Source organism: Elizabethkingia sp. YR214 (assembly GCF_003058195.1).
Taxonomy (GTDB): Bacteria; Bacteroidota; Bacteroidia; order Flavobacteriales; family Weeksellaceae; genus Elizabethkingia.
Genome location: NZ_QBUH01000003.1, coordinates 214,191 through 236,673, shown reverse-complemented (window position 1 = coordinate 236,673; position 22,483 = coordinate 214,191). Strand labels below are relative to the sequence as shown.

At 36.4% G+C, this 22,483-nt stretch carries 24 protein-coding genes; 13 read left to right on the top strand and 11 right to left on the bottom strand.

The window, feature by feature from the left end; translation table 11 throughout:
* Positions 1-7: 7 nt before the first annotated feature.
* Complete coding sequence (locus C8J95_RS07230; protein WP_107807976.1) at positions 8-352, top strand: hypothetical protein; 345 nt, start codon at positions 8-10, stop codon at positions 350-352.
* A gap of 82 nt (positions 353-434) precedes the next feature.
* On the opposite strand, the gene C8J95_RS07225 is transcribed toward C8J95_RS07230, so the two are convergent.
* Positions 435-947, bottom strand: coding sequence for a nitroreductase (locus C8J95_RS07225; RefSeq protein WP_107807762.1), 513 nt, complete (start codon positions 945-947; stop codon positions 435-437).
* Positions 948-1,337: 390 nt separating this feature from the next.
* Here C8J95_RS07225 and C8J95_RS07220 point away from each other — a divergent pair, with 390 nt between their 5' ends.
* From C8J95_RS07220 to C8J95_RS07195, 6 genes are all read left to right on the top strand, one after another.
* Positions 1,338-1,826, top strand: coding sequence for an RNA polymerase sigma factor (locus C8J95_RS07220; protein WP_107807761.1), 489 nt, complete (start codon positions 1,338-1,340; stop codon positions 1,824-1,826).
* 450 nt (positions 1,827-2,276) lie between these two features.
* A complete protein-coding gene (locus tag C8J95_RS07215) occupies positions 2,277-3,095 on the top strand; it encodes a FecR family protein (RefSeq protein WP_107807760.1) in 819 nt (272 codons plus the stop codon).
* Between the two features lie 84 nt (positions 3,096-3,179).
* Positions 3,180-6,386, top strand: a complete 3,207-nt coding sequence (locus C8J95_RS07210) for a TonB-dependent receptor (protein ID WP_107807759.1) — start codon at positions 3,180-3,182, stop codon at positions 6,384-6,386.
* A 22-nt stretch (positions 6,387-6,408) separates the two neighbouring features.
* On the top strand, positions 6,409-7,809 hold the full coding sequence (locus C8J95_RS07205) for a RagB/SusD family nutrient uptake outer membrane protein (RefSeq protein WP_107807758.1): 1,401 nt from the start codon (positions 6,409-6,411) through the stop codon (positions 7,807-7,809).
* 17 nt (positions 7,810-7,826) lie between these two features.
* Positions 7,827-8,708: a glycerophosphodiester phosphodiesterase family protein gene (locus C8J95_RS07200; protein WP_221407236.1), complete on the top strand. Its 882-nt coding sequence runs from the start codon at positions 7,827-7,829 to the stop codon at positions 8,706-8,708.
* A 21-nt stretch (positions 8,709-8,729) separates the two neighbouring features.
* Positions 8,730-9,656: a glycerophosphodiester phosphodiesterase family protein gene (locus C8J95_RS07195; protein WP_107807757.1), complete on the top strand. Its 927-nt coding sequence runs from the start codon at positions 8,730-8,732 to the stop codon at positions 9,654-9,656.
* Positions 9,657-9,709: 53 nt separating this feature from the next.
* On the opposite strand, the gene C8J95_RS07190 is transcribed toward C8J95_RS07195, so the two are convergent.
* Positions 9,710-10,243 (bottom strand): SRPBCC family protein, encoded by a 534-nt coding sequence (locus C8J95_RS07190; protein ID WP_107807756.1) that lies wholly within the window; start codon positions 10,241-10,243, stop codon positions 9,710-9,712.
* A 92-nt stretch (positions 10,244-10,335) separates the two neighbouring features.
* On the opposite strand from C8J95_RS07190, the gene C8J95_RS07185 reads away from it, so the two are divergent.
* The 3 genes from C8J95_RS07185 to C8J95_RS07175 all read left to right on the top strand — a co-directional run bounded on the left by C8J95_RS07185 (position 10,336) and on the right by C8J95_RS07175 (position 13,383).
* A complete protein-coding gene (locus tag C8J95_RS07185) occupies positions 10,336-12,372 on the top strand; it encodes a M3 family metallopeptidase (protein ID WP_107807755.1) in 2,037 nt (678 codons plus the stop codon).
* A gap of 172 nt (positions 12,373-12,544) precedes the next feature.
* Positions 12,545-13,156 carry a PH domain-containing protein gene (locus C8J95_RS07180; protein WP_221407235.1) on the top strand — a complete coding sequence of 204 codons (612 nt, stop codon included), beginning with the start codon at positions 12,545-12,547 and terminating at the stop codon, positions 13,154-13,156.
* Positions 13,157-13,158: 2 nt separating this feature from the next.
* Positions 13,159-13,383 (top strand): TM2 domain-containing protein, encoded by a 225-nt coding sequence (locus C8J95_RS07175; protein WP_107807754.1) that lies wholly within the window; start codon positions 13,159-13,161, stop codon positions 13,381-13,383.
* Between the two features lie 11 nt (positions 13,384-13,394).
* On the opposite strand, the gene C8J95_RS07170 is transcribed toward C8J95_RS07175, so the two are convergent.
* The 4 genes from C8J95_RS07170 to panD form a co-directional block, all read right to left on the bottom strand.
* Positions 13,395-13,637 carry a VF530 family DNA-binding protein gene (locus C8J95_RS07170; protein ID WP_034869467.1) on the bottom strand — a complete coding sequence of 81 codons (243 nt, stop codon included), beginning with the start codon at positions 13,635-13,637 and terminating at the stop codon, positions 13,395-13,397.
* Positions 13,638-13,745: 108 nt separating this feature from the next.
* Positions 13,746-14,246 (bottom strand): peptidylprolyl isomerase, encoded by a 501-nt coding sequence (locus C8J95_RS07165; RefSeq protein WP_034869468.1) that lies wholly within the window; start codon positions 14,244-14,246, stop codon positions 13,746-13,748.
* Between the two features lie 122 nt (positions 14,247-14,368).
* Positions 14,369-15,406, bottom strand: a complete 1,038-nt coding sequence (locus C8J95_RS07160) for a lysylphosphatidylglycerol synthase transmembrane domain-containing protein (protein WP_107807753.1) — start codon at positions 15,404-15,406, stop codon at positions 14,369-14,371.
* A gap of 3 nt (positions 15,407-15,409) precedes the next feature.
* The gene (gene panD, locus C8J95_RS07155; RefSeq protein WP_034848729.1) at positions 15,410-15,760 is read right to left on the bottom strand and encodes an aspartate 1-decarboxylase; all 351 of its coding nucleotides are present in this window, start codon (positions 15,758-15,760) and stop codon (positions 15,410-15,412) included.
* 399 nt (positions 15,761-16,159) lie between these two features.
* Between panD and C8J95_RS07150 the strand changes: the two genes are divergently transcribed.
* Positions 16,160-16,447: an HU family DNA-binding protein gene (locus tag C8J95_RS07150; protein ID WP_034869473.1), complete on the top strand. Its 288-nt coding sequence runs from the start codon at positions 16,160-16,162 to the stop codon at positions 16,445-16,447.
* A 53-nt stretch (positions 16,448-16,500) separates the two neighbouring features.
* On the opposite strand, the gene pdxH is transcribed toward C8J95_RS07150, so the two are convergent.
* Positions 16,501-17,145 carry a pyridoxamine 5'-phosphate oxidase gene (gene pdxH, locus C8J95_RS07145; RefSeq protein WP_107807752.1) on the bottom strand — a complete coding sequence of 215 codons (645 nt, stop codon included), beginning with the start codon at positions 17,143-17,145 and terminating at the stop codon, positions 16,501-16,503.
* Positions 17,146-17,167: 22 nt separating this feature from the next.
* Here pdxH and C8J95_RS07140 point away from each other — a divergent pair, with 22 nt between their 5' ends.
* Positions 17,168-17,716: a YqgE/AlgH family protein gene (locus tag C8J95_RS07140; RefSeq protein WP_107807751.1), complete on the top strand. Its 549-nt coding sequence runs from the start codon at positions 17,168-17,170 to the stop codon at positions 17,714-17,716.
* Positions 17,717-17,756: 40 nt separating this feature from the next.
* Positions 17,757-18,167, top strand: coding sequence for a hypothetical protein (locus C8J95_RS07135; protein ID WP_045182112.1), 411 nt, complete (start codon positions 17,757-17,759; stop codon positions 18,165-18,167).
* On the opposite strand, the gene C8J95_RS07130 is transcribed toward C8J95_RS07135, so the two are convergent.
* The 4 genes from C8J95_RS07130 to C8J95_RS07115 all read right to left on the bottom strand — a co-directional run bounded on the left by C8J95_RS07130 (position 18,164) and on the right by C8J95_RS07115 (position 22,447).
* On the bottom strand, positions 18,164-18,967 hold the full coding sequence (locus C8J95_RS07130; protein ID WP_107807750.1) for an aminotransferase class IV: 804 nt from the start codon (positions 18,965-18,967) through the stop codon (positions 18,164-18,166). The two genes, C8J95_RS07135 and C8J95_RS07130, sit on opposite strands and share 4 nt — an antisense overlap.
* 6 nt (positions 18,968-18,973) lie before the next feature.
* On the bottom strand, positions 18,974-19,360 hold the full coding sequence (locus C8J95_RS07125) for an START-like domain-containing protein (protein ID WP_107807749.1): 387 nt from the start codon (positions 19,358-19,360) through the stop codon (positions 18,974-18,976).
* A 74-nt stretch (positions 19,361-19,434) separates the two neighbouring features.
* Positions 19,435-20,610, bottom strand: a complete 1,176-nt coding sequence (locus C8J95_RS07120; protein ID WP_107807748.1) for an aspartate aminotransferase family protein — start codon at positions 20,608-20,610, stop codon at positions 19,435-19,437.
* An 85-nt stretch (positions 20,611-20,695) separates the two neighbouring features.
* A complete protein-coding gene (locus tag C8J95_RS07115; RefSeq protein WP_107807747.1) occupies positions 20,696-22,447 on the bottom strand; it encodes an OstA-like protein in 1,752 nt (583 codons plus the stop codon).
* Between the last annotated feature and the right edge of the window lie 36 nt (positions 22,448-22,483).

The following is a 22,483-nucleotide window of genomic DNA, read 5'->3' as shown; positions in this document are numbered from 1 at the left end:
ATACACCATGCAAAGAATGTTTATATTGTTCTGTCTGGTATTTTTATATTCCGGAAATATCTTCGGACAGAAAAAAAATACCACACCTCCATATGCTACAGAATCCAATTATACTGATCTGATTAAAAATAAAACCGCTGCTTTTATCCAGTTTGGTATTGCAGGAATTGACGGAAGAAACTTTCAAAAAAAACATGGAATTGGCGTCCGCAATATGGGATGCCTTGTTTCTTCTGATATTTCGAAAAAAGCACGGGAGAATAACACAGTTCTTATAAAATACCTCAACAAAAAATATGGAAATACATGGGAAAAGGATCTTGGATTTAAACCATACGGAACCAATCCTTAATTATTTTACTAATAACCATGGCAAGATTAAAAAAGGGAAAGATCACTCTTTCCCTTCTATTTTCTTTTATAGTTTCCCATTATTATTTCATCCCCATATAGAAAAAGCCTAAACATTTTTCATTTTCTTTCAGCTGAAGATAATCACCAATATGATGGATCATCCCCGGAGAGCTCCAGTAACAACCTACATTATTGGCTGTAGCCATAAGATACATGTTCTGAACTGCCATAGCCGTAGCTGCAACTTCTTCCCATTCCGGAACTTTACCACTAAAATCAGCAACAATACTCAAAACTGTATTGGCTTTGCTTACTTTATCTGAGATATCCAGATATTTTTTTTCCAGAAAAGTTTCCGGAGAAGTGGTTGCTTTGTATAACTCCGCCAAAGTCTCCCCTAATTCTGTTTTTTCCACACCCTGAAAAATCCTGAATCTCCATGGATTAGTTTTTTTGTGACTGGGTGCATAATTAGCGGATTCCAGTATTTTATCCAGAACATCCTGTGGAATTGTTTCTGTTGTATAATCTTTTGGGAAAATACTCTTTCTGGATTTTATAATTTCTTCTAAGATTTCTGCGTTTGTCTTCATCGTTTATTTTATTTCTAAGGCAACAATGTGCACTTAGTGATTACTCTTTTTGCTACACAAAAATAGGCATTTTCGCACTGTTACAAGCTCGTCTTGCTCAATTTAGAAAACCCTTGTACAGACACTTCTCAAAACATGTGCAGAAGTTAATTTAGCTCTGTTTAGAAATTATTCAAAACACCTGTATTCTTACACATATATGTACACCTTCCTCTCCAATACATTTTGCTTTCCCTGTAAATCCTATACATGTAAATATCTGATAATGAATTTACACAGAAAAACCATATAGGATTATTAATAATAATTAATACACTATATTTAACATAGGTATTTTGTTTTCAATACTTTTGTCCGAATAGTTTATTTAGAGGTAAAAAGAAATTAAAGGTGGATTCAGCATTTAGAAAAATATACACCGAATACAAGCATCAGGTCTTTTTTTTCGTGAAAAAATATATTCACGGGAGAGACGATATTGAAGATGTAGTTCAGGATATTTTTGCCCACCTGTGGAAACATCGTCATTCTTTAAATGATAACAATCTGAGTTCCGCAGTTTTTAAAACAGCAAAACAGGAAATTGCCAACTTCTACAGAAAAAACAAACTTTCTTTTTCAGCTCTGGAAGAAGATAAATGTACACCTATATTAAAAGACGATAGCAACGAAGAGGTTCCGGTTAGTCATATAAAACAAATTGAGGATCTGCTATTCCTGATTCCTGAAAAAAGTAAAAGCTTCTTCCTGAAACATAAAATAGACGGACTAAGTTATTCACAAATTGCTAAGGAAAATAGCATCTCTAAAAATGCGGTGGCTAAACATGTGAATAAAGTACTTTTATTCCTCAGAACCAATCTTAGCTCTTTCTTTTAATAACGTGAATTCGACATCGCTTTTCTAATAAAGAATTTATTGTATAAACTTTAAAATCGCAAAATCGTTTATTTACAACTATTTTTCCAAACCGTTTTTAAGGGAACGCAAAGCCGCAAATGCTTAGTAAAAACCGTTGAAAACTTAATTTTCTAAATGTCTAAATGGTTGAAATAATTTTATCTTTAGGTGAAATCTTTGTGTACTAAAAGCGGTGATATTTTAGCATCGCTTTTGTGCCTTTTGTGGTTAAACCTTAGAAAAGTATCCTGATATTTTTACGCTCTTTTTTGTAAACCACAAAAAATTGCTTCACAATTCTTTTTAGCCTTGCTAAGGCTTTATCTATTAAGCAGCTAGTACTATCACATTTATATGTCTTTTCATTTTTCTTTCAAAAAAATTACTTTCCGGGGTTGACGATTTTATACTTCCTGCGTAATACTAGATATGAACAAAATCGAAGATGAAGATTTCAAAAGAAACTGGGAAGAAGTTTCTGCTGAAAAACAACAATTAGATGCCCGAAGTGATGAACGCATCCTGAAGGGCATTGAACGTAAAATAAAGCCTTCTGTAGATATTAGAAAAATATATTGGGCTGCCGCTGCCGTAGTTATGCTGGGAGTTGGTCTTTATTTTTTCAAATTCTCACCTTCAGATCAACATGAAACTAATATATTCTTCAGTACCAATAACAGCAGAAAAGTAACCTTACCGGATGGTAGTATGATTACATTACAACCTCATAGTAAAATTGAACTGGCTGCTGATTTTGGAGAAACTGACCGAAATATAACATTCACCGGGAAGGCTATATTCGACATTGCCAAAGACAAAACAAAACCTTTCCATATTAATGCACACGATTTCCATGTGCAGATTCTGGGTACAAAGTTTTTCCTGGATCAAACCAGTGAAGAGCAAAAAGTAGAATTATTTGAAGGAAAGGTAAAAATTGATTACAAAGGAAAGATCACCTATTTGCTGCCTAATGAAACCTGGAGTAAAAACTCAAAAAATCAGGACTTTCATTATTACGCTGTAGATGCAAAGAAGAATTTTTCTTTTCAGGATGAATCATTTGAAAAAGTCATCAACCAGTTGGAAGAAGCATACCACGTAAAAATTGACTATCCGGATCAGTACAAAAACAAGCAGATAAGAGGATCATTCTCAGGAAACCTGAACGAAGTATTATCTGTGATAGGCTATCCGTTTAACCTGAAACCAGAAAAAAGCAATAACAATGTAATACAACTAAAATAAAAAAAGCACCGATAATGGGGGTTATCGGTGCACATAATTAATTATACAAACTCGCTAAAGTCTAATAAATTAACCGTCAAATGTATGAAAAAAACAGCAATATCTATTGCGTTATTGGTCGCGGTCGGACTTCCCGTAGTTCATTACGGGCAGACCACCCGAACCGGCACCAGTCTAAAAAGCGGAAACCAAATTCCTATTGCCAAGGTATTTGATAAGCTTAGTAAATCCACTAATACCTCTTTCCTTTACTCAAGTTCAGATTTCAGAGGCGTCTATGCAGATGAGAATGCAATTAACTACTCTTCTCTGGAACAGGCACTAAACTACCTTAAAGCTCATTATCCTGTAGAATATGAGATAAGGAATAATACAGTAGTGCTCCGTAAAACAGCAACAAAAAGTATTTCCAAAAAAGAAATCTTATCCACACCTAAAGCAGACACGCTGTCGACTAAAGAAAAGAAAATCGATGAAGTGGTGCTTATTGGTTATGGTACACAGAAGAAAAAGGATGTATCAGGATCTATTGCCTCTCTTGGAACAAAAGATCTTACCGGAATAGCCTCAAGTAATTTTGGTGAAATGATTGCCGGAAAGGCTACAGGTGTTCAGGTAACGCAAAGCAATGCTACACCAGGCTCTTCACCTACCATCAGAATCAGAGGTATTGGTACATTAACAGCTGGTGTTAATCCGCTTATTGTAGTAGATGGCTTCCCATTGTCGGAAGGTTCAGATATCAATTCTATAGATCCTGCTTCTATAGAGTCTATTGACATTCTGAAAGATGCTGCTTCCTCAGCTATTTATGGATCCAGAGGAGCTAACGGAGTTGTCTTGATTCAGACCAAGCAAGGAAAAAAAGGAAGAACAGAAGTATCTATAGATTCCTATTATGGTATTCAGTCTATAGCCAGCAATAACAAAGTAGTAGATGCTTACCAGATGGCAGTCTTCATGAAGGAATCCCGGGACAACAATTATCTGTCTAAAGGATCTAACAGAAGCATTAATGATGATACTGCTACCCGTAAGGCAAAAGGAGCCAGCCTTAGAGAACTCATCCCGGATTATCTCTCACCTTACCTCAACGGTGTACCAGGGCTTACTAACAATAACTGGTACAACACTATTTTCAGAGATGCTCCGGTAAGCAATACAACTTTCAATGTTAATGGCGGGAGTGATAAATCCAGATACTCATTTACCGGAAGTTATTTTAACCAGAAAGGTATTGTTATCGGTACCGATTATGAAAAATATTCCAGTAACATCAATCTTTCTACAGATCTTAGCAGTAATCTGAAGATGGGTGTTTCGGTTACACCATCCTATTCATCCGGTAATATATTCGATATGGTAGATGGAGGCAGAACTTATAATGTTGTGCAAATGGCTAGTACAATGTACCCTTTCTTTGCGCCAAGAGATGCTAACGGAAATTTACTGATCTCTCAACAAATAAAAGCAAACACTCCAACTGATGCGGCTTTGGTAGAAAATCCAGTCGCCATAGCCGAGATGACCAAAAGAAGGTATACAAATTTGCGAATCTTCGGAGATCTATTTGCAGAACTAAAGATTCTAAAAGATTTTAAATACAAAATATCGGTTGGTGGTGACTATTCCAGTTACGAATACAATTTCTTTGATCCTTCTACCGTAGGATCATACCGAACTCCGGCTCCGGATGTTACAACGGCTAACCGCACAGATTATATCCGTAAGAATTACCTCATCGAAAACTTACTAACCTATAATAAAAAAATTAATGAACATAGCTTTAGTGCTATGGCCGGGCAGTCTTTCCAGAAAGAGAATTTCAATCAGGTAAAGACTGTGGCAGGAGGTTTTCCGGATAATAGTATCACCAATATTGCAGGTGGATCTTCCTTCAATGTGACTGTTAACGAATACAAATGGACATTACTTTCTTATTTTGCCCGACTGAATTATAGCTACGGAAACCGTTACTCCATCATGGGTTCATACAGACGTGATGGTTCGTCCCGTTTTGGGGATAACTCCAAATGGGGAGATTTCTATGCATTTTCCTTTGCATGGAACCTGAGCAACGAAAGCTTTTTTCCTAAGAATAAATTCATAGATCCTGTAAAACTAAGATTCAGTGTTGGAAATAATGGTAATAATCAAATTCCAAACTTTGGTGCTAAATCTCTAATGAGGCAGGAAAATTATGTATTCGGCGGAATTCTAGCTCCGGGATACAGAGCTTTCACAGCTCCAAATCCTGATATATCCTGGGAAAAGGCAAAATCTACTAACTTCGGAATCGATTTCTCGCTGTTCAATAAATATCTGAATGTATCAGGAGATTACTATATTCTGAACAGAACAGGTCTACTGTTAGACGTCCCGGTTCCTGAACAATCAGGTTACAGCACTTCCCTTCAGAATATAGGTGAGGTAAGGAATAACGGACTGGAACTACAGTTGTCGTTAAAACCAATTCAGCTGGGTAAGGATTTTGAATACAACAGTTCTTTCAACTTTTCCACAAACAAAAACAAAGTGCTGGCACTGGCTAACGGACAAAGCCAGATCATAGCCGGAGCCAACAATTTCTCAATTACAAAAGTAGGAGGATCAATCGGTGAAATGTATGGTTATAATATTCTTGGTGTTTACAAAAATCAGGAACAGATAAACAATACGCCTCATATTACCGGAACCCTTGTAGGCGATTACATTATGGAAGACCTAAATGGCGACGGAATCATTGATGAAAGAGATAAAAAAAGTTTTGGATCAGGAATTCCTAAATATATTTTAGGCTTTACAAATAACTTCAGATATAAAAATTTTGAGCTTAATTTCACTTTATATAGTGAATTAGGTAAACGTGTATATAACGGAGATATGGTAAGCATTGGAGAGGCTGGCGAAGGCTTTGGTGTTCCAAGCCAATATTACTTCGATAACCGATACAACCCTGTAACCAATCCTAATGGCTTCTTTGCAATGCCAAATATGAATTTTTCTAATAACAGAAAAGAAGCCAGGACATCCAGTATGTTCTTTAAAAAAGCAGATTACCTGAGGTTAAGATCTGTAAGGTTGGCTTACAATGTACCACAGGAAATTTTGTCCACACTGAATATTCGTGCAATACAGTTATACTTAATGGGAAATAACCTGTTTACCATCACTCCTTATAAAGGACAAAATATAGATGCAACGACAGATAATGTACTTACACAAGGATATGATAACGGATACTACCCTGTCTCCAGGTCGGTTTCATTGGGTATCAGTATGAAATTCTAAACTTTCAAATTTAAGATCAATCATGAAAAAAAATATATCAGTTGCCGTCTTTGCTTTTCTTATGGCATCATGTTCGTCAGATGTTCTGAATACATCTCCTGACAGCACCAAAATTACCACTAACTTTTACAAAGACGCTGATCAGCTGGAACAAGGAGTAAATGCAACCTACGGAGCATTGCAATACGACGGACAATATCAACTGGCAATGCCTACTATAGGAGAAATTCCTTCGGATAATACATTTGATGAAGTTCCGGCAAACGACAGCTTTACCTATGGTGAATTTGACTTTTTTACAATACAGGCTAAAAATGATCTATTAGCAAAGGCATGGCGCGATCACTATATCGGAATTCAGCAGGCCAATATCGTACTGAACAGAATAACCCCTGTGGCTATGGACAGCCAGATTAAAAATTACAGAATTGGTGAGATGAAATTTTTGCGCGCCCTAATGTATTTCGATTTGGTAAGGATTTTTGGAGATGTTCCGCTAAGTACAGAAGAAACGACTAATGTTAATAACTATTTTGGTAAAGGCAGAAATACCACAGCGGATATTTATGCATTTATTGTAAAAGAACTTACAGACGCTATCGCTTTACTCCCTGCCTCTACAGCTCAGAAAGGCAGAGCTACAAAAGGTGCAGCATTGGGAATACTGGCAAAAGTCCTGATTACAAATGGAAAATTCAATGAAGCAATTCCTTACCTAAAGCAGTCAGAAGGTTTAGGATACAGTTTGCAAAGCGATGTTGCTCAAATTTTTTCACCAGCCAACAAAAATAATTCTGAGATTATTTTCGATGTTCAGTTCGCTTCAGGAATTAATGCCAACTCTGAAGGGAATAGCGCTTTTCAGATGTTTAGCCCTTCCGGATTTGTACCCGGAGCCAAAGGTCATAATTTACCTACTAAAGAGATCTATAATATGTACTCTTCTAAGGACAAGCGAAGAGATGCTTATATAGGCCTTACACCTGGTGGAGTTCCTTACACTAAAAAACTGGTGAAAACATCTGATGTAATTGCAGACAGTGGCAGTAATGTTGTCGTACTGAGACTTGCTGAAGTTTATCTGATGCTTGCCGAATGTTACGCCCAAACAGGTGATGCTGCCAATGCGAATGTTTATGTGAATAAAATAAAAACAAGAGCCGGATTGGATAATGTTAATATCTCCGATAAAAACACGCTGTTGGATGAGATTGCTACTGAGAGAAGAAAAGAACTAATTGGCGAAGGACATCGTTGGTTCGATTTGGTAAGAACAGGTAAAGCAATAGAAGTAATGACGAAGCATTTCGAAAATACACCCGGATACAGCACTGCAAAAATCCAACAGCACAATCTGATAATGCCTGTTCCACAAGGACAAATTAATACAGACCCCTCCATTAAACAAAATCCGGGTTATTAATCTAAAAATCTCAGAAAATGACTAATAGATTCTCAAATATTACACTATTTATTTTACTTCTTCTGGTTTCCGGATTTGCATGGGGACAACAAGTTTCCTTATCCGGATTTCCAGAAGACAAAGTAATGGTTGTTGCTCACAGGGCCGATTGGCGGGAAGCTCCGGAAAATTCTGTATGGGCTGTAAAAAAAGCAATTGAAAAAGGTATTAATATGGTAGAACTGGATCTGGCAATAACCAAAGACGGAAAGCTTGTTCTGATGCATGATAAAACTATTGACAGAACTACCACAGGAAAAGGTCAGGTATCCGATTATACACTCGAAGAGATCCGAAAGTTTAGTTTGCGGGACGGCCTTGGCAGCAAAACACAAATGCCAATACCTACTCTGGAGGAAATATTGGATATTACAAAAGACAAAATCCTTATTAATCTGGATAAAGGTTTTGATTATATCAATATTGTATACCCTATGCTGAAACAAAGAAATATGCTGGACCAGGTTTTGTTCAAAGGAACGGAAACCTATCCGGAATTCAACAGAAAGTATGGTAATATTAAAAATGATATAAAGTACATGCCTATTATCCGGCTGAATAACCTGGAGGGCTGGCAAAAAATAAAGGAGTACCTGGATCATTATAAAGTCTATGGATTTGAGTTTACGATAGGAAATGATGAATCCAAGCTAATCGATTTCAAAGAAGTCCGAAAAAAGGGAGCAAAAGTCTGGGTAAATTCTTTATGGCCACATCACAATGCCGGGCATGAAGATGACAAAGTACTGGATAACCCCAATATTTACCAATGGTATACCGATCATGCAGTAAATATAATCCAGACTGACAGACCCAAAGAACTAATTAATTTTCTAAAAGCAAAAGGACTCTATTATTAACCACTATCAATAAAAAAAACTATGATACCAAAAATATCAAAATATACTTTTGTTCTGGCTTTCCTCTTATGCCAGTTCTTTTTCTCACAAACCAATTACTTCAGTAAAAACTTTCCAAAGGATAAAGTACTCGTAGTTGCACACCGTGGCGACTGGCGAAACTATCCGGAAAATTCCATAAAGGCAGTTGCAGGCGCTATTAAAATGGGTGTCGATATTGTGGAAATAGATATCCAGAAAACTAAAGACGGGCAGCTCATCATTATGCACGACCCTAAATTAGACCGTACCACGAATGGTACTGGTAAAATATCGGATGTAACATTAGATTATGTGAGAACACTCATTTTACGAAACGGTGCTTCCATGCCGACGCGTGAGAAAGTTCCGACGCTTGAAGAAATGCTTAATTTTATTAAAGGTAAAAGAATTATGCTCAACCTGGATAAAGCCTGGGACTATCTGGATGAGGTTCTTACCATCGCTAACAAAACCGGAACCAGAGAGCAGATTATATTAAAAGGAAATAAGAAGGCATCTGAACTGAAAAAAGAAACAGGCAACAAGCTGGATAACATAATCTATATGCCAATGGTATGGCCGGAAGATTATAGCATCTATAAAAGAGATGAGGTAGTAAATCCGGAAACCTATATCAATGATTTCTCAGCTATCTTTAATCCTGTTGCATACGAAGTTATCATTAAAGATGATACACCGAAAGCCGATCAGCTTCTGAAGCTCATAAAAAGTAAAAAAGCATTAATATGGATCAATGCCCTGTGGCCGGAACTTTGTGCAGGGCATGATGATGACCTCGCAGAAGACCAGCCAGATGTACATTGGGGATGGATGATCCGGAAAGGAGCAAATATTATTCAGACTGACAGACCGGAAAGCCTGATCCGCTATCTAAGATCAATTGGAAAAAAATACGATGAAAAATAAACAAAAACCCTTACAGAAATCTGTGAGGGTTTTTGTTATTATAATACAGCCTTTTACTGTTCGCTGATTTCTTTCAGACTCTTAAGTCCTCTTCCATAAGCATCATCCATGAAGCCATCCATAAAAAGTTTCATAAGATTCATAGGATAATCCATTTCTGTATCCAGACTCCAAGTTACTTTAGTCTGATTACCTTCCGGATTCAACATAAGATTAGCTATACCCAGTCCTTCATTAGGCTTGATAAAATGAAGACTTGTTTTTACACTTTGCCCTGGGACAATTTCAATTAATTTCTGCTCTCCTGTACCTGCTTCTTTTTTATTGCTTTCCCACTTGAAAGTATCCCCTATTTCTCCGGACGTTCCACTATAAGTTCTTTTCATATTAGGATCAAGGCTCATATAAGGACTCCATTCATTCAGCGCTTTCATAGAATTGATATGAGGCCATATCTTGTCCGGTGTAGCATTAATCGTAATAGCTTTCTCGTAATGGTATTTTTTACCCAGCACAAACATGGTAACAGTGAGAAGGATGAATACTATTGCAAAAAGCCATAGCATGATTTTAAAAAATTTCTTCATAGTTTAGATTTTAATAGTTATTAACAACAAAGGTAAACAATATTATTGGTGCGAATTTTGTAAATTTATATCTCTAAAAATTTAAGATTTAAATGAACAATATTTTATTAGAATCCTTTCAAACTCCGTTTCATACGGCTCCTTTTGACCAGATAAAAAACACAGATTACCTTCCTGCATTTCAGGAATTGATAAAAAAATCCGAAGCAGAAATTGAACAGATAGCCAACAACCCGGAAACCCCGACTTTTTCCAATACGATTGAAGCATTAGCTTATGCAGGGGAGCAACTGGATGTGGTTTCCAATATCTTCTTCAACCTCAATTCTGCTGAGACCAATGATGAAATCCAACAAATTGCACAGGAGGTTTCGCCTTTACTAACAGAATACTCTTCTAAAATATCTCAGAATGAGAAGCTATTTGAACGTATTAAAAAAGTATACGACGAAAAGACAAACTATGAACTGAATGAAGAGCAACAAACTTTACTAAATGAAACCTACAAAGGTTTTGTAAGAAATGGTGCCTTACTGAATGAGGAGGATAAAGAAAAGCTAAAAAAGATTAGTATAGAGTTATCCACAAAACAGCTTCAGTTTGGACAAAATGTATTGGCCGCTACAAATGCTTATGTAAAGCATCTGACAGAAAAAGAAGACCTTGCCGGAATTCCGGAAGCTATTGTTGCACAATATGCAGAGGAAGCTAAAGAAAGAGGGCTGGACGGCTGGACAGTAAGCCTGCAGTATCCTAGCTATGTTCCTTTTATGACGTATGCAGAAAATCGTGCATTACGCCAGGAGCTGGCTTTAGCCAATGGTAAAAAATCTTTTGACGGTGGTGAATTCGACAATCAGCAAATGATTAAAGATATTATCAGCCTCAGAAACCAGAAAGCAAAACTTTTGGGTTATGAAAACTATGCTGCTTTTGTATTGGAAGAAAGAATGGCAAAATCACCACAAAAGGTTGAAAGTTTTCTGCACGAACTGCTAGAGAAAGCAACGCCATACAGCCAAAAAGAAATAGAAGAATTAAAAACTCTGGCTAAAGCTGACGGAATAGAGGATATGCAAAACTATGATCATTCTTTCTATGCTGAGAAACTAAGAAAGCAAAAATATGATTTGAATGATGAGGAGCTAAAGCCTTATTTCCCTCTGGAAAAAGTGCAGGATGCTGTTTTCCGTCTTGCTAAGCAATTATTCGGGCTTACTTTTGAGGAAAGAAAAGACATTCCGAAATACCACGATGAAGTAAGAACCTATGAAGTAAAAGAAGTCTCCGAAAGTTCGGCTAACAATCAACAATACAAAGCAATCCTGTATGTGGATTATTTCCCAAGAAAAGGAAAGCGTGCCGGCGCATGGATGACAAGCTATAAAAACCAATACAAGCAAAATGGAGAAAATAGCCGTCCACATATTTCAGTGGTATGTAATTTCAACAAGCCAAGTGGAGATACACCGAGTTTACTAACATTCCAGGAAGTAACTACATTATTCCATGAATTTGGACATGCTATCCACGGAATTTTAGCAAACACTCAATATCCTGGTCTTTCCGGGACATCTGTAAAATGGGATTTTGTAGAATTACCTTCTCAGTTTCTGGAGAACTTCTGCTACGAACCTGAATTCCTGAAAACCTTCGCACAACATTACCAAACAGGTGAAGTACTAAGCGATGCAAAGATTGAGAAAATTGAGAACTCCAAAAACTTTATGGAAGGTTATCAGACCCTGCGTCAGTTAGGATTTGGATTACTGGATATGGCTTATCATATAAAGGTTGATGAAGTAAAAGACATCAAAACTTTTGAAGATGCACAAACTAAGGCAACTCAATTGTATCCCGTAAATCCGGAAACAGCAATTAGCCCAAGCTTCTCCCACGTATTTCAGGGTGGTTACGCTTCAGGGTATTATTCATATAAATGGGCAGAGGTACTGGATGCAGATGCTTTTGCTTATTTCAAAGAAACCGGAATTTTCAATCCGGAAACAGCAGCGAAATATAAAGTATTATTATCCTCAGGAGGAACTAAAGATCCTATGGAGTTGTATAAAAACTTCCGTGGTAGCGAACCGAAAGTGGAAAGCCTTTTAAAAAGAGCATTCGGATAATTATAAAAAAACTCTTATACATTAAATCCTCTTAGAATTCTAAGGGGATTTTTTTTATTAATACCACACAATTACGGAAAACCGTAATTAATTCTAATGCTTAGATTATAATTTAGCAACTGTAAAACAGGGAAAACATTACAAATGTTTCACCATTAAATCGCTGTAAAATATGATTAATGATTTAAAAAAGTTCTTAAATGAAGAACAAGATCCCAAGGCTGTAGAAAAAATATTAGAAAAGGTAAATGGACTATTAACTACAGACGAGCATGTAGATTATATTGCTGTTCAGAAGAAACCAGCCGTAAACATTTCTCCTGATTGTATTGCATTAACTAATAAGAGAATAATTTTCTGCAGACCTAAAAATTTTGGATTTGCTATGAATTTTCAGGATTACTTATGGAAAGATATTGCCGACTGCCACATGAGTGAAGGCATATTAGGAGCAACATTTAAAATAAAAACTATATATGGATTTATAAATATGCTCGATTACCTTCCAAAGCAACAAGCAAGAAAGCTATACCAATATGCTCAGGGCAAAGAAGAAGATATGATGGAATATAGAAGACAACGTGCTCTCGAAGAAAAGAGAGCCGCAGCAGGTGGCGGAATTATTGTTAATAACCTCTCTCCCGCAACCGAAACCCCAAATACAACAGATCATAAAGAAGATCCTTTAGCTGTCTTACAAAAATTGAAATCCCTTTTGGATAATCAACTCATCTCGCAAGAGGAATTTAATCATAAAAAAATTGAAATTTTAGAAAGAATGTAATTATGAAAAACAAGTTTATCACCGTTCTATTAGCATTTTTCCTTGGAGGCCTTGGAATACATCGTTTCTATTTAGGAGAAACTAAAAAAGGGTTGTTCTATTTATTTTTTTCCTGGACATTTATTCCCTTTATAATTGCCTTTTTTGATACAGTTATATTTCTATTGATGTCTAGTCAAAGCTTTAATCTAAAATATAATAATCATTTTGGTTATAGCTCATTTTGATTTACAGAATACTACAATAACCCTTTCTTCTTTTTTTGTCTTAAGACATATAAATAAAGGCTTTCCACTTTGGTTCTGGCCCATGGGGTTCTGCGGAGAAATTTTAAAGAGGAGCCGATACTCGGATCATGAGTAAAACAGCGGATATTAATTTGATTTCCCAGCTCTTCAAAACCCTGATAATAGTCTACCAATTCTTCCAGAATATCGACTAGTTTTTTTCCGTGTAAAGGATCTTTAGATTGCTGTTCCATCTTTTTTTGGCAAAAATAGGAAAATAAAAATTCCTGATAGGCTAATGCAAACAGGAAACCGTCTTTGATTAAAATAAAAATGCCCGGCAAAAGCCGGGCTTTTATTTTTTAGTGACCTTCTGTACCGTCAACACCATGAGCGTGACCGTGAGAAAGTTCTTCTTCTGTAGCAGGACGAGTTGATAAAACTTCAACATCGAAGTTTAACGTCTTACCAGCCATTGGGTGGTTAAGATCTGCGATTACAACCTCCGGAGTAACTTCTACAACAATAGCCTGGAAATTATTTCCCTGGTTATCAGATAAAGGAAGCATTGCTCCTACTGGTGGCATACCAGATTCTTTGAACATGTCTACTGGTAATTGAGCCAATGCATTAGGATCTTTTTCACCATAAGCTTCTTCAGGAGCAATTGTGAAAGAAGTTTTGTCACCTACTGTAAGACCTTTGATGTTTTCCTCGAATTTAGGAATCATCATTCCAACACCATATAAAAATGTTAATGGGTTCTCACTTGTTGTTTGCTCAACAAAAGTTTTTTCACCGTTTTCTTCAATTGTATGAAGCGTGTAGTTTAAAGCAACTACATGATTGTTGTCTATTGTCATGTTCTTTCTTTATAGGGATTTCCCCCTGTTATTGTATTTATAATAGCATTTTATTGCTATCGTTATATGCAAAGATAATATTTTGATTTAAATCTAATCTGAAATAAAGATATGCTCAGCCTTTATATTTTTCTGGCTTTTGCCAAAAGCGGTATAGAGATTAATCCCATAGATAACATAATAAATAATTGAAGTGTATGCGATAAGAAAGCATAGCTAAGACCTACTTCAGCTCCAGCCTCAGGATCTTTACCCCAGGCTAAAAAGAGTCCCATTACACCTAACTTTAATGCCAGGTGATATGCACCAATACCTCCAGAAGCCGGCACCATCATTCCTAATGTTCCTACTGTAATCAGGAAGAATCCGTCTGCAAATCCAAAGGAAGAAGTCTCAGGTAAGGCAAAGCATATTAAATAAGCAGCAAAATAGTAACAAGTCCAGATCCCTGCTGAATACAGGAAAAATTTTAGTTTATTTTTTATCTGAACTATGGATCTCAGCCCGTCTATAAGCCCTATTCCAAAGTTTATAACTTTAGCATATATCGAAGTTTGCTGTAGCTTTTTGCGAAAAGCAATAAACAATATGACTCCTAATCCTATGCAACCTACTATTAGCCATTTCCAAGGAAAACCTTGTTCTTGCTGTGGTGTATTCTCTTTCTGCTTTGTCAGATAATTATAGAAAGATATAAGTGCTTCATATTTAAAAATTGCGGTAAGCAGTAAAAACAACATCATGAAGAACAGATCTACGACCCTTTCCAGGATAATAGTTCCAAAAGATTTATCTACCGGAACTTTTTCTACACCATATAACGCTGTTGCTCTTGCAACTTCTCCGCTTCGGGGAATAGTAAGATTCATTAAATAGCCGAAGGATAATGTCCAAAGCGCATTAGAATTGGATATTTTGTAGCCCATAGGCTCTAAAAACATATTCCAGCGAATAGCACGAATCCAGTATGCCATAATCCCAAAGACAAATGCAGCAAAAACCCAGAAATAATTGGCTTTAACAAAAGCATTTTTAATTCCTTGCCTGTTCTTTTCATCAAGACCTCGTAATGCCAGCCACATAAAAAAAGCAGCTATCGCTAAAGATATTCCAATAGTAAGGGCTGTCTTTAGTGCATTATTTTTTTTAGCCTCTGCCATTTATTAAGTTAACAGGTTAGTTTCTTCGTTCGGGAAAACTATTTTTGGTTGGAATGTTTGGGCTTCTTCCGGAGTCATTTGTGCATAAGCAATAATAATAATGATATCTCCTTTGTGTACTTTACGTGCGGCAGGTCCGTTCAGGCAGATTTCTCCTGAATTTCTCTTTCCTTTTATTACGTAAGTATCAAATCTTTCACCGTTATTCACATTCACAATGTAAACTCTTTCCCCCACAACAAGTCCCGCTGCATCAATAAGATCTTCGTCTATAGTAATACTACCTATATAATTAAGATCTGACTCAGTTACTTTAACTCTGTGTATTTTGGATTTAAAAACTTCTATTAGCATAATGCAAATTTACTGGTTTCCGGCGAAAGGCAAAAGAATTCTTCAAAGTATGCATATTAAAAAAAAGAAACGTCAAAGGCAATATGACTACTGCTAACCTACATATAATGAGCCTTTTCATAAAAATCATTAAATAAACCCCTATAAACACTTAAAATTTAAAATATGATAATTCAAAGCAAAATATTAACAATTCTTTAAAAATACGTTGTCATGGACTTTTGGCACGCTTTTAGTTACCCGTAAAGCAGCATTTTAGTAAAAACATGCATTATTAAATTTCAACCCTTTGAGAAGTATTAGCATGCTTTTATTAAAAAAAAACACTAATTATTTGCATGAGACAAAATTTGTGTTATATTTGCTATTAGTTAAATTAAACTTTAAATATTATTTACTATGAACAAGTCTGAATTAATCGACGCAATTGCAAAGGATGCTGATATCACTAAAGTAGCAGCTAAGAAAGCATTAGAATCTTTCATTTCTAATGTATCTTCTACATTGAAGAAAAAAGATGGTAAAGTATCTTTAGTAGGTTTCGGAACTTTTTCCGTAGCTGAAAGAGCTGCTAGACAAGGTATCAACCCTTCAACAAAGAAACCAATTAAAATCGCTGCTAAAAAAGTAGCTAAGTTTAAGGCTGGTTCTGAGTTAGCAGAATCTGTAAACGGCAAAAAGAAATAATAAGTAGTTTCTTAAAAGAAATTAAGCTGCCCAATGGGCAGCTTTTTTTATGTCTATGGAGCCAGGCGTTCAGTTGTCCAGCTTCCATCTTCAGCTTTAGTATAGACTATACGGTCGTGTAATCTGTTAGGTCGTCCTTGCCAGAATTCAATCTCATACGGTTTAGCAATATACCCACCCCAATGCTCAGGTCTTTCTATTTCTTTATTTTCGAATAACTTCTCCGTTTCTGCAAGCTTTTCTTCAAGAAAATTTCTGTCCGGAATAACACTGCTTTGTGGAGATACAACAGCTCCTATTTGACTGCCACGGGGACGTGAATGGAAATAAGTATCGGAATCCTGTACTGATGTTTTTACCATTTCTGCTTTAATGGTTACCTGACGCTCCAAAGAGGACCAGAAAAAGTGAAGACAGGCTTTAGGATTATGCGCTATAGCTGTTCCTTTGTAACTATTATAATTGGTAAAAAATACAAATCCTTTATCAGAATATTCTTTTAGTAGTACGATTCTGGTTCTTGGGCAACCGTCATCGTCTACTGTGGAGACATCCATTGCATTGGCTTCTACAACACTTGTATCTTCTTCTGCGGCTTTCAGCCATATTTTGAATATTTCAAAAGGCGACTGTTCGATTTGACTTTCAAGCAATTCTGCTTTTTCATAAACTTTTCTTCTGTCGTGTAGGTTTTCCATCGAAAAAATATTATTTTTGAGTATGAATAACTCCTACAAAGGTAAGATTTTAATCTCCACACCTGATATTTCCGGAGATATATTTTCCCGCTCTGTTGTCCTCATCATCGAACACAACGAATCAGGAGCCTTTGGCCTTATCCTTAATAAGAAAAATAATTTCCTGAGTAAACGCTTCAATAAAATCATGCAAAATGATATTGAGGTATACGAAGGCGGGCCTATATCTCAGGACAAAATATTTTTCATCATTCATGGAGAAAGAGCTACTTCTGTAAATTCTGAAATCAACGAAGACTACTACCTTACAGACAATGTTGAAGAGGTAATAGACCTTATTGTAAAACAGGAACTGGAAACAAAAGATATCAAAATATTTTCCGGCTATTCAGGATGGTCTCCCCAACAACTGGAAGGTGAAGTGAAAAATAAGATGTGGACAGTTATAGAAGTTATTAATCTGGATTACACGGAATCCAATGACCAGAACTTGTGGAAAAAAATAATGCAGGGGTTAGGCGGAGAATTTTTGTTATGGGCAAATGCGCCTGAAGACATTTCTCAGAACTAATCAAAGGGTTCATCATTTATAAATAACAATCAGAACTATTTTGAAACGAATTTATTTCAACAATGCGCTTAGCATTTTCAATATCACCAGCATCATTATTGGTGTAACCGCTGTTATCGGACTTAATTTTGTAAAAAACATATCTTATGAACAGCTCTACTGGTACAAGATGGCTGCATATGCATTTATTGTCGTTGTATTTGGAAAAACCATTGTCCAGAATCTAATTCTGAAAAACTTTGTGGGCTGGAACAGCAAAACCCTTCAGATAAAAATTAATACCCGAAAGAATACGCTGATATACTTTAATGAAGTGAGTAAGTATTCCCTTACCCATAAGATTCTGAACATTAAAACAACATCCCAGGATTATTCTTTTGACTTAAAAGATTACCGGGACCGTGATGCTCAAAAAATCTTACGGATACTGAAAAAGTTTGTAAAAGCTTAGTTAAAACTATTTTGCCACTCCTCTAATAGGCTTGCAAATTTCGTTTTAGAAAACTCTTTATTTCTAATTTTTGTTACGTGGTGAATTCCATTCGTTTCAGAAATCATCAGGACTTCATCTGCTTTCTGAGTTTCAAAGGCAATAATCTCAGCTTCCTCCAGAAGAGCCAGTCCTTTTTTATCCAGAAAAGTGACAAATGACTCCAACAGCGGAGAGATATATGCACCTTCAGTATGTTTCGGAACACGCAGTGTATTATCAGTTAATAACAAGATATTTCCCTGCGATGTTCTTGCAATTCTTTTATCAGGATTCAGCAATATAACATCATCCAGATCATTTTCGGATGCATAGATTCCTGCATATATATTTTCCGGAGAATGCACATGGATATTGCTCAGAAGATTTGTATTGACATTGATCTCCTTTATAAGATCCATTTCATAGTCTTTAGCACTTGCTAAAACATCTTCTGCTTCCTCTGCTTCAAAATAATATTCCACTTCATTTTTAGCCATATTAAGACCATTATCACCTCTGTAAGCAAAGAATCGGACAATAGCATTCTTTGTTCCTTTATCAATTACTTCTTCCTGAAATAATTGTTTAAAAAACTCTAGTGTATAAGACTGCGGAATATTTAGCCGAAGCTTACGCATAGAAGCCATAAGATAGAAATAGCATTCTTCTGCCAGAATAACCTCATTATTTCTGATATAAAAAGAAACCCATACTCCGTCACCGAACAAAAAAGCCCGGTTAGCCGGGTCTTTTTGTATATTTTGAAAATTCTTAATCATGATGTTTTAAGCTGCACCTAATTTTATCTGTAGATTTTCGATAAGATTATCCCAGTACTGTTGTACCTCTTCTTCATCACCTTCATCCGCAAAATCTGTAACGTTAAGAGAGAGGTCATTGGTGATCTCATCAATAACGATAGTTAATTCAAAAAAATTCTTTGTCCCTTCATCTGCTTCCCATCTGTATCTTACAAAACTTTCTGGTTTATAACGAATCATGGTAGCTTTTTCGGGTTCCCCTCCATTCCAGCTGAAATAGAAATCATCTCCTTTTTCCACAACATCATCCGCAAACCATTCCGCCAGTCCTTCACCACTTGCTAGATATTCATACAAGATCTCTGATTGACAATGCATTGGATACTCAAAATGTACTTTTGTTTTCGCCATAAATTACCAACTTTTGGTTGCGCAATATATAAATTAGTTTATACTTTAACAATAGCGGGAGAAGAAAATATCAATTAATTTTCATTGAGGACGTCTATTATGATCTTGCACCCTTTCTTTATCTCTTCATCGGTGATTATCAGAGGCGGAGTGATGCGCATAAAATTATTTTTATAGAGTTGCCAGAATACAATAAGTCCGTTTTCCATACAACGTTTTGCGACATCCAGACAATACTCGGGAGTCCCAAGATCTACGGCTAACATAAGCCCCATTCCGTTAATTCTTTTAATCTTCGGATGTACCAATAATTCTCTGAAAAGTTGTTCTTTTCTATACATTTCATCCATCACACCAGATTCCAGTACTTCGGATAAAGTAGCATGAGATGCCGCTGCGATTAATGGGTTTCCACCAAATGTTGTAATATGTCCTAATTTTGGAGAGTGTGAAAGTGTCTGCATAACTTCGGCACTAGCCATAAATGCTCCTACAGGAACACCTCCTCCCATTCCTTTACCCATTACTAAAATATCCGGAACAATTCCGAAGTGTTCAAAAGCAAAGAGTTTTCCGGTTCTTCCGAATCCGGGCTGGATTTCGTCCAGAATTAGCAATGCACCTACTTCTTCACATCTTCTCTTTAGCTTTATAAAGAATTCATTTTCCGGCATAATAAATCCGGCAGCCCCCTGGATTGTTTCAACAATTACTCCAGCTGTTCTTTCTGTAATCTGCTCCAGATCTTTTTCTTCATTAAACCCAATGAAGTTAATCATAGGCAGCAAAGGACGGTACTCTCTTTTGTGTGTTTCATTACCGGAAACACTTAGCGCACCGTGAGTATTTCCGTGATAGGAATCTTTAAAGGAAATAATCTCCTCGCGACCAGTATATCTTTTGGCTAATTTCAATGCTCCATCAATAGCTTCTGCTCCGGAGTTCACCAAATAAGTAACTTCCAGCGGTGCAGGTGTAGCATCGGCTAAAAGCTGACAAAGTGCAACAGGTTTTTCCTGTGCATATTCACCATACACCATTACGTGAAGGTATTTGTCTGTTTGCTCTTTAATGGCCTGAACAATTTTCGGATGGGAATGTCCTAATGTATTGGCAGAAACTCCTGCTACAAAATCCAGGTAAGCTTTTCCGTCTTTACCATAAATATAACTTCCTTCCGCATATTCCACTTCAAATCCTGAAGCAAATTGTGTTGTCTGCGCCTGATATTTATAAAACTCTTGTTTCATTTTAAAATTGTTGATTGATTTATTAAAAAATCAGATGATGAATACCTTTTCTCCGTACTTCTAATTTAGTACTTTATGATTAAGATTATTCTTTTTTAACCCGTTTAGGTTCTTTTGCCTTCTGAGCATCTTCTTTGCTCTTAATAATTCCCTGAGCGGCATCGTAAAGTGTACTATCCGAGGTATATTGTTTCTCCGGATAATTCGGAGTATCTAAGAATATATCCCGCCATCGCTGCAATCGGTCTTTTGTATTCCAATTAAAATCCGGGAAAAATCTTTTCGCCTTTGCGACTTTACTCATAGGATACAAGTCGGTGAGCGCACCGATATTACATGTTATCGTTTGTACTTTTTTCTCTTCAAATTCAGTGATGATTTCACCGCAGGTAGAATAAGCAATACCTATACGGTCTACCTTTTTAGTTTTCTCATCCTGATTATCTGCATATGTAATAGCCTGGGCATTCCCTTTTACTCTGGCTTCTTTTAACTGACCTTCCTGAAAGTAAATCGTCATAATCTTTCCTTTCACCTGGTTGAATTCATCTTTAAGATTTAATGAATCTACCTTGCTGATAGCAAAGGCATCTCCTACCACTCGCACAGAATCTATACGCTGCATATCGGGTGTGGAATAAGCTCTGATGGTATCTCCTGTAACCTGTCTTTCACCAGCCCAGAAAACAGGTTTCCCTACAAAGTGCATAACACCATCGGTTTCGTTATATGCTAAAGAATCTGAACGTCCCTGCGCATTGGTTTTAAACATTCTGGCTTGCTTAAAAGCTCGCATGTAGCTTTTCTTCTGCCCTGTTTTACTATCCAACTTCTGGTAAGCCAGAATTTTTTTAGCAGCTATATATACAGAGTCGGTTTTCAGTACTTTTATAGCATATGGTTTCTCAGTAATTACTGCAGAGTCAGTTTTTTCATAAATCTCTCCGTACCCCCCAAGTATATATCTGTTTTCAGCAGGATCATCCAGTTTTACATTACCAATCGCCTTACCAAAACCTGTAATCTGATTGAAGTACATATCGTCTCCGGTAAGGATTTTTCCATTATAGTGGATACGTGAATTTTTCTTCAGATAAACTTCTTTAGAGTTCATCAGATAGCGTCCCTGTTCTGTATAAACGTAATTAGAGGGATTCTTTTTGTTGGTAACGGTTGTTGGCCCATTAAATACTGCAATACCCTCACCACGGAGATAGTTTACATTCTTTCCGTCTGTAATATATTCATCGTTTACAATACGGTAATTGGAATCGAAAACAATACGCTGCTCGTTAACATAATAAGTTCCGATTTTGGTTGTAATAACACTATTGTCCTGATGTACATTAATTACCCCACCATCATTAAAATATGCTGTATTAGCATTTCTGTCATAATACAACGTTTCGGTTTTAATGGTTTGTTTGGGATCTGTAAGAACAACATTTCCTTTCGCAATGGCTTTTTTGGTATTACCATCATATTCAGCTTCATCAGATGTAAGATGTGTTCCGTCCGGATTGGTAATATCTATATTACCTTTTGCTTTAATGAAATTTTCTTTCTGATACAGAACAACCTCATCCCCCTTGAAGATACTTCCCTGGTGATGTACTTCCACATTACCTCTCAGGAAGGGATTTCCTTCGTAAAGCTCGGGCCGTACGTTGGTACTATCTGCATGGATTAGCTTGATCTTTTCCGGAGTAGTCCCGGGCTTTGTTTTCGGAGCACTACTCTGATTAAAGTAAGGATCCTTTTTCAGAGGAGTCGTAGGAATAGTCTGCGCTGCTCCTGTGATATAGATAAGAAAAAATAGAAAAAGGATTCTTTTCATGAATGTGAAACGCTATTAAACCTTGAAACGCAAAGA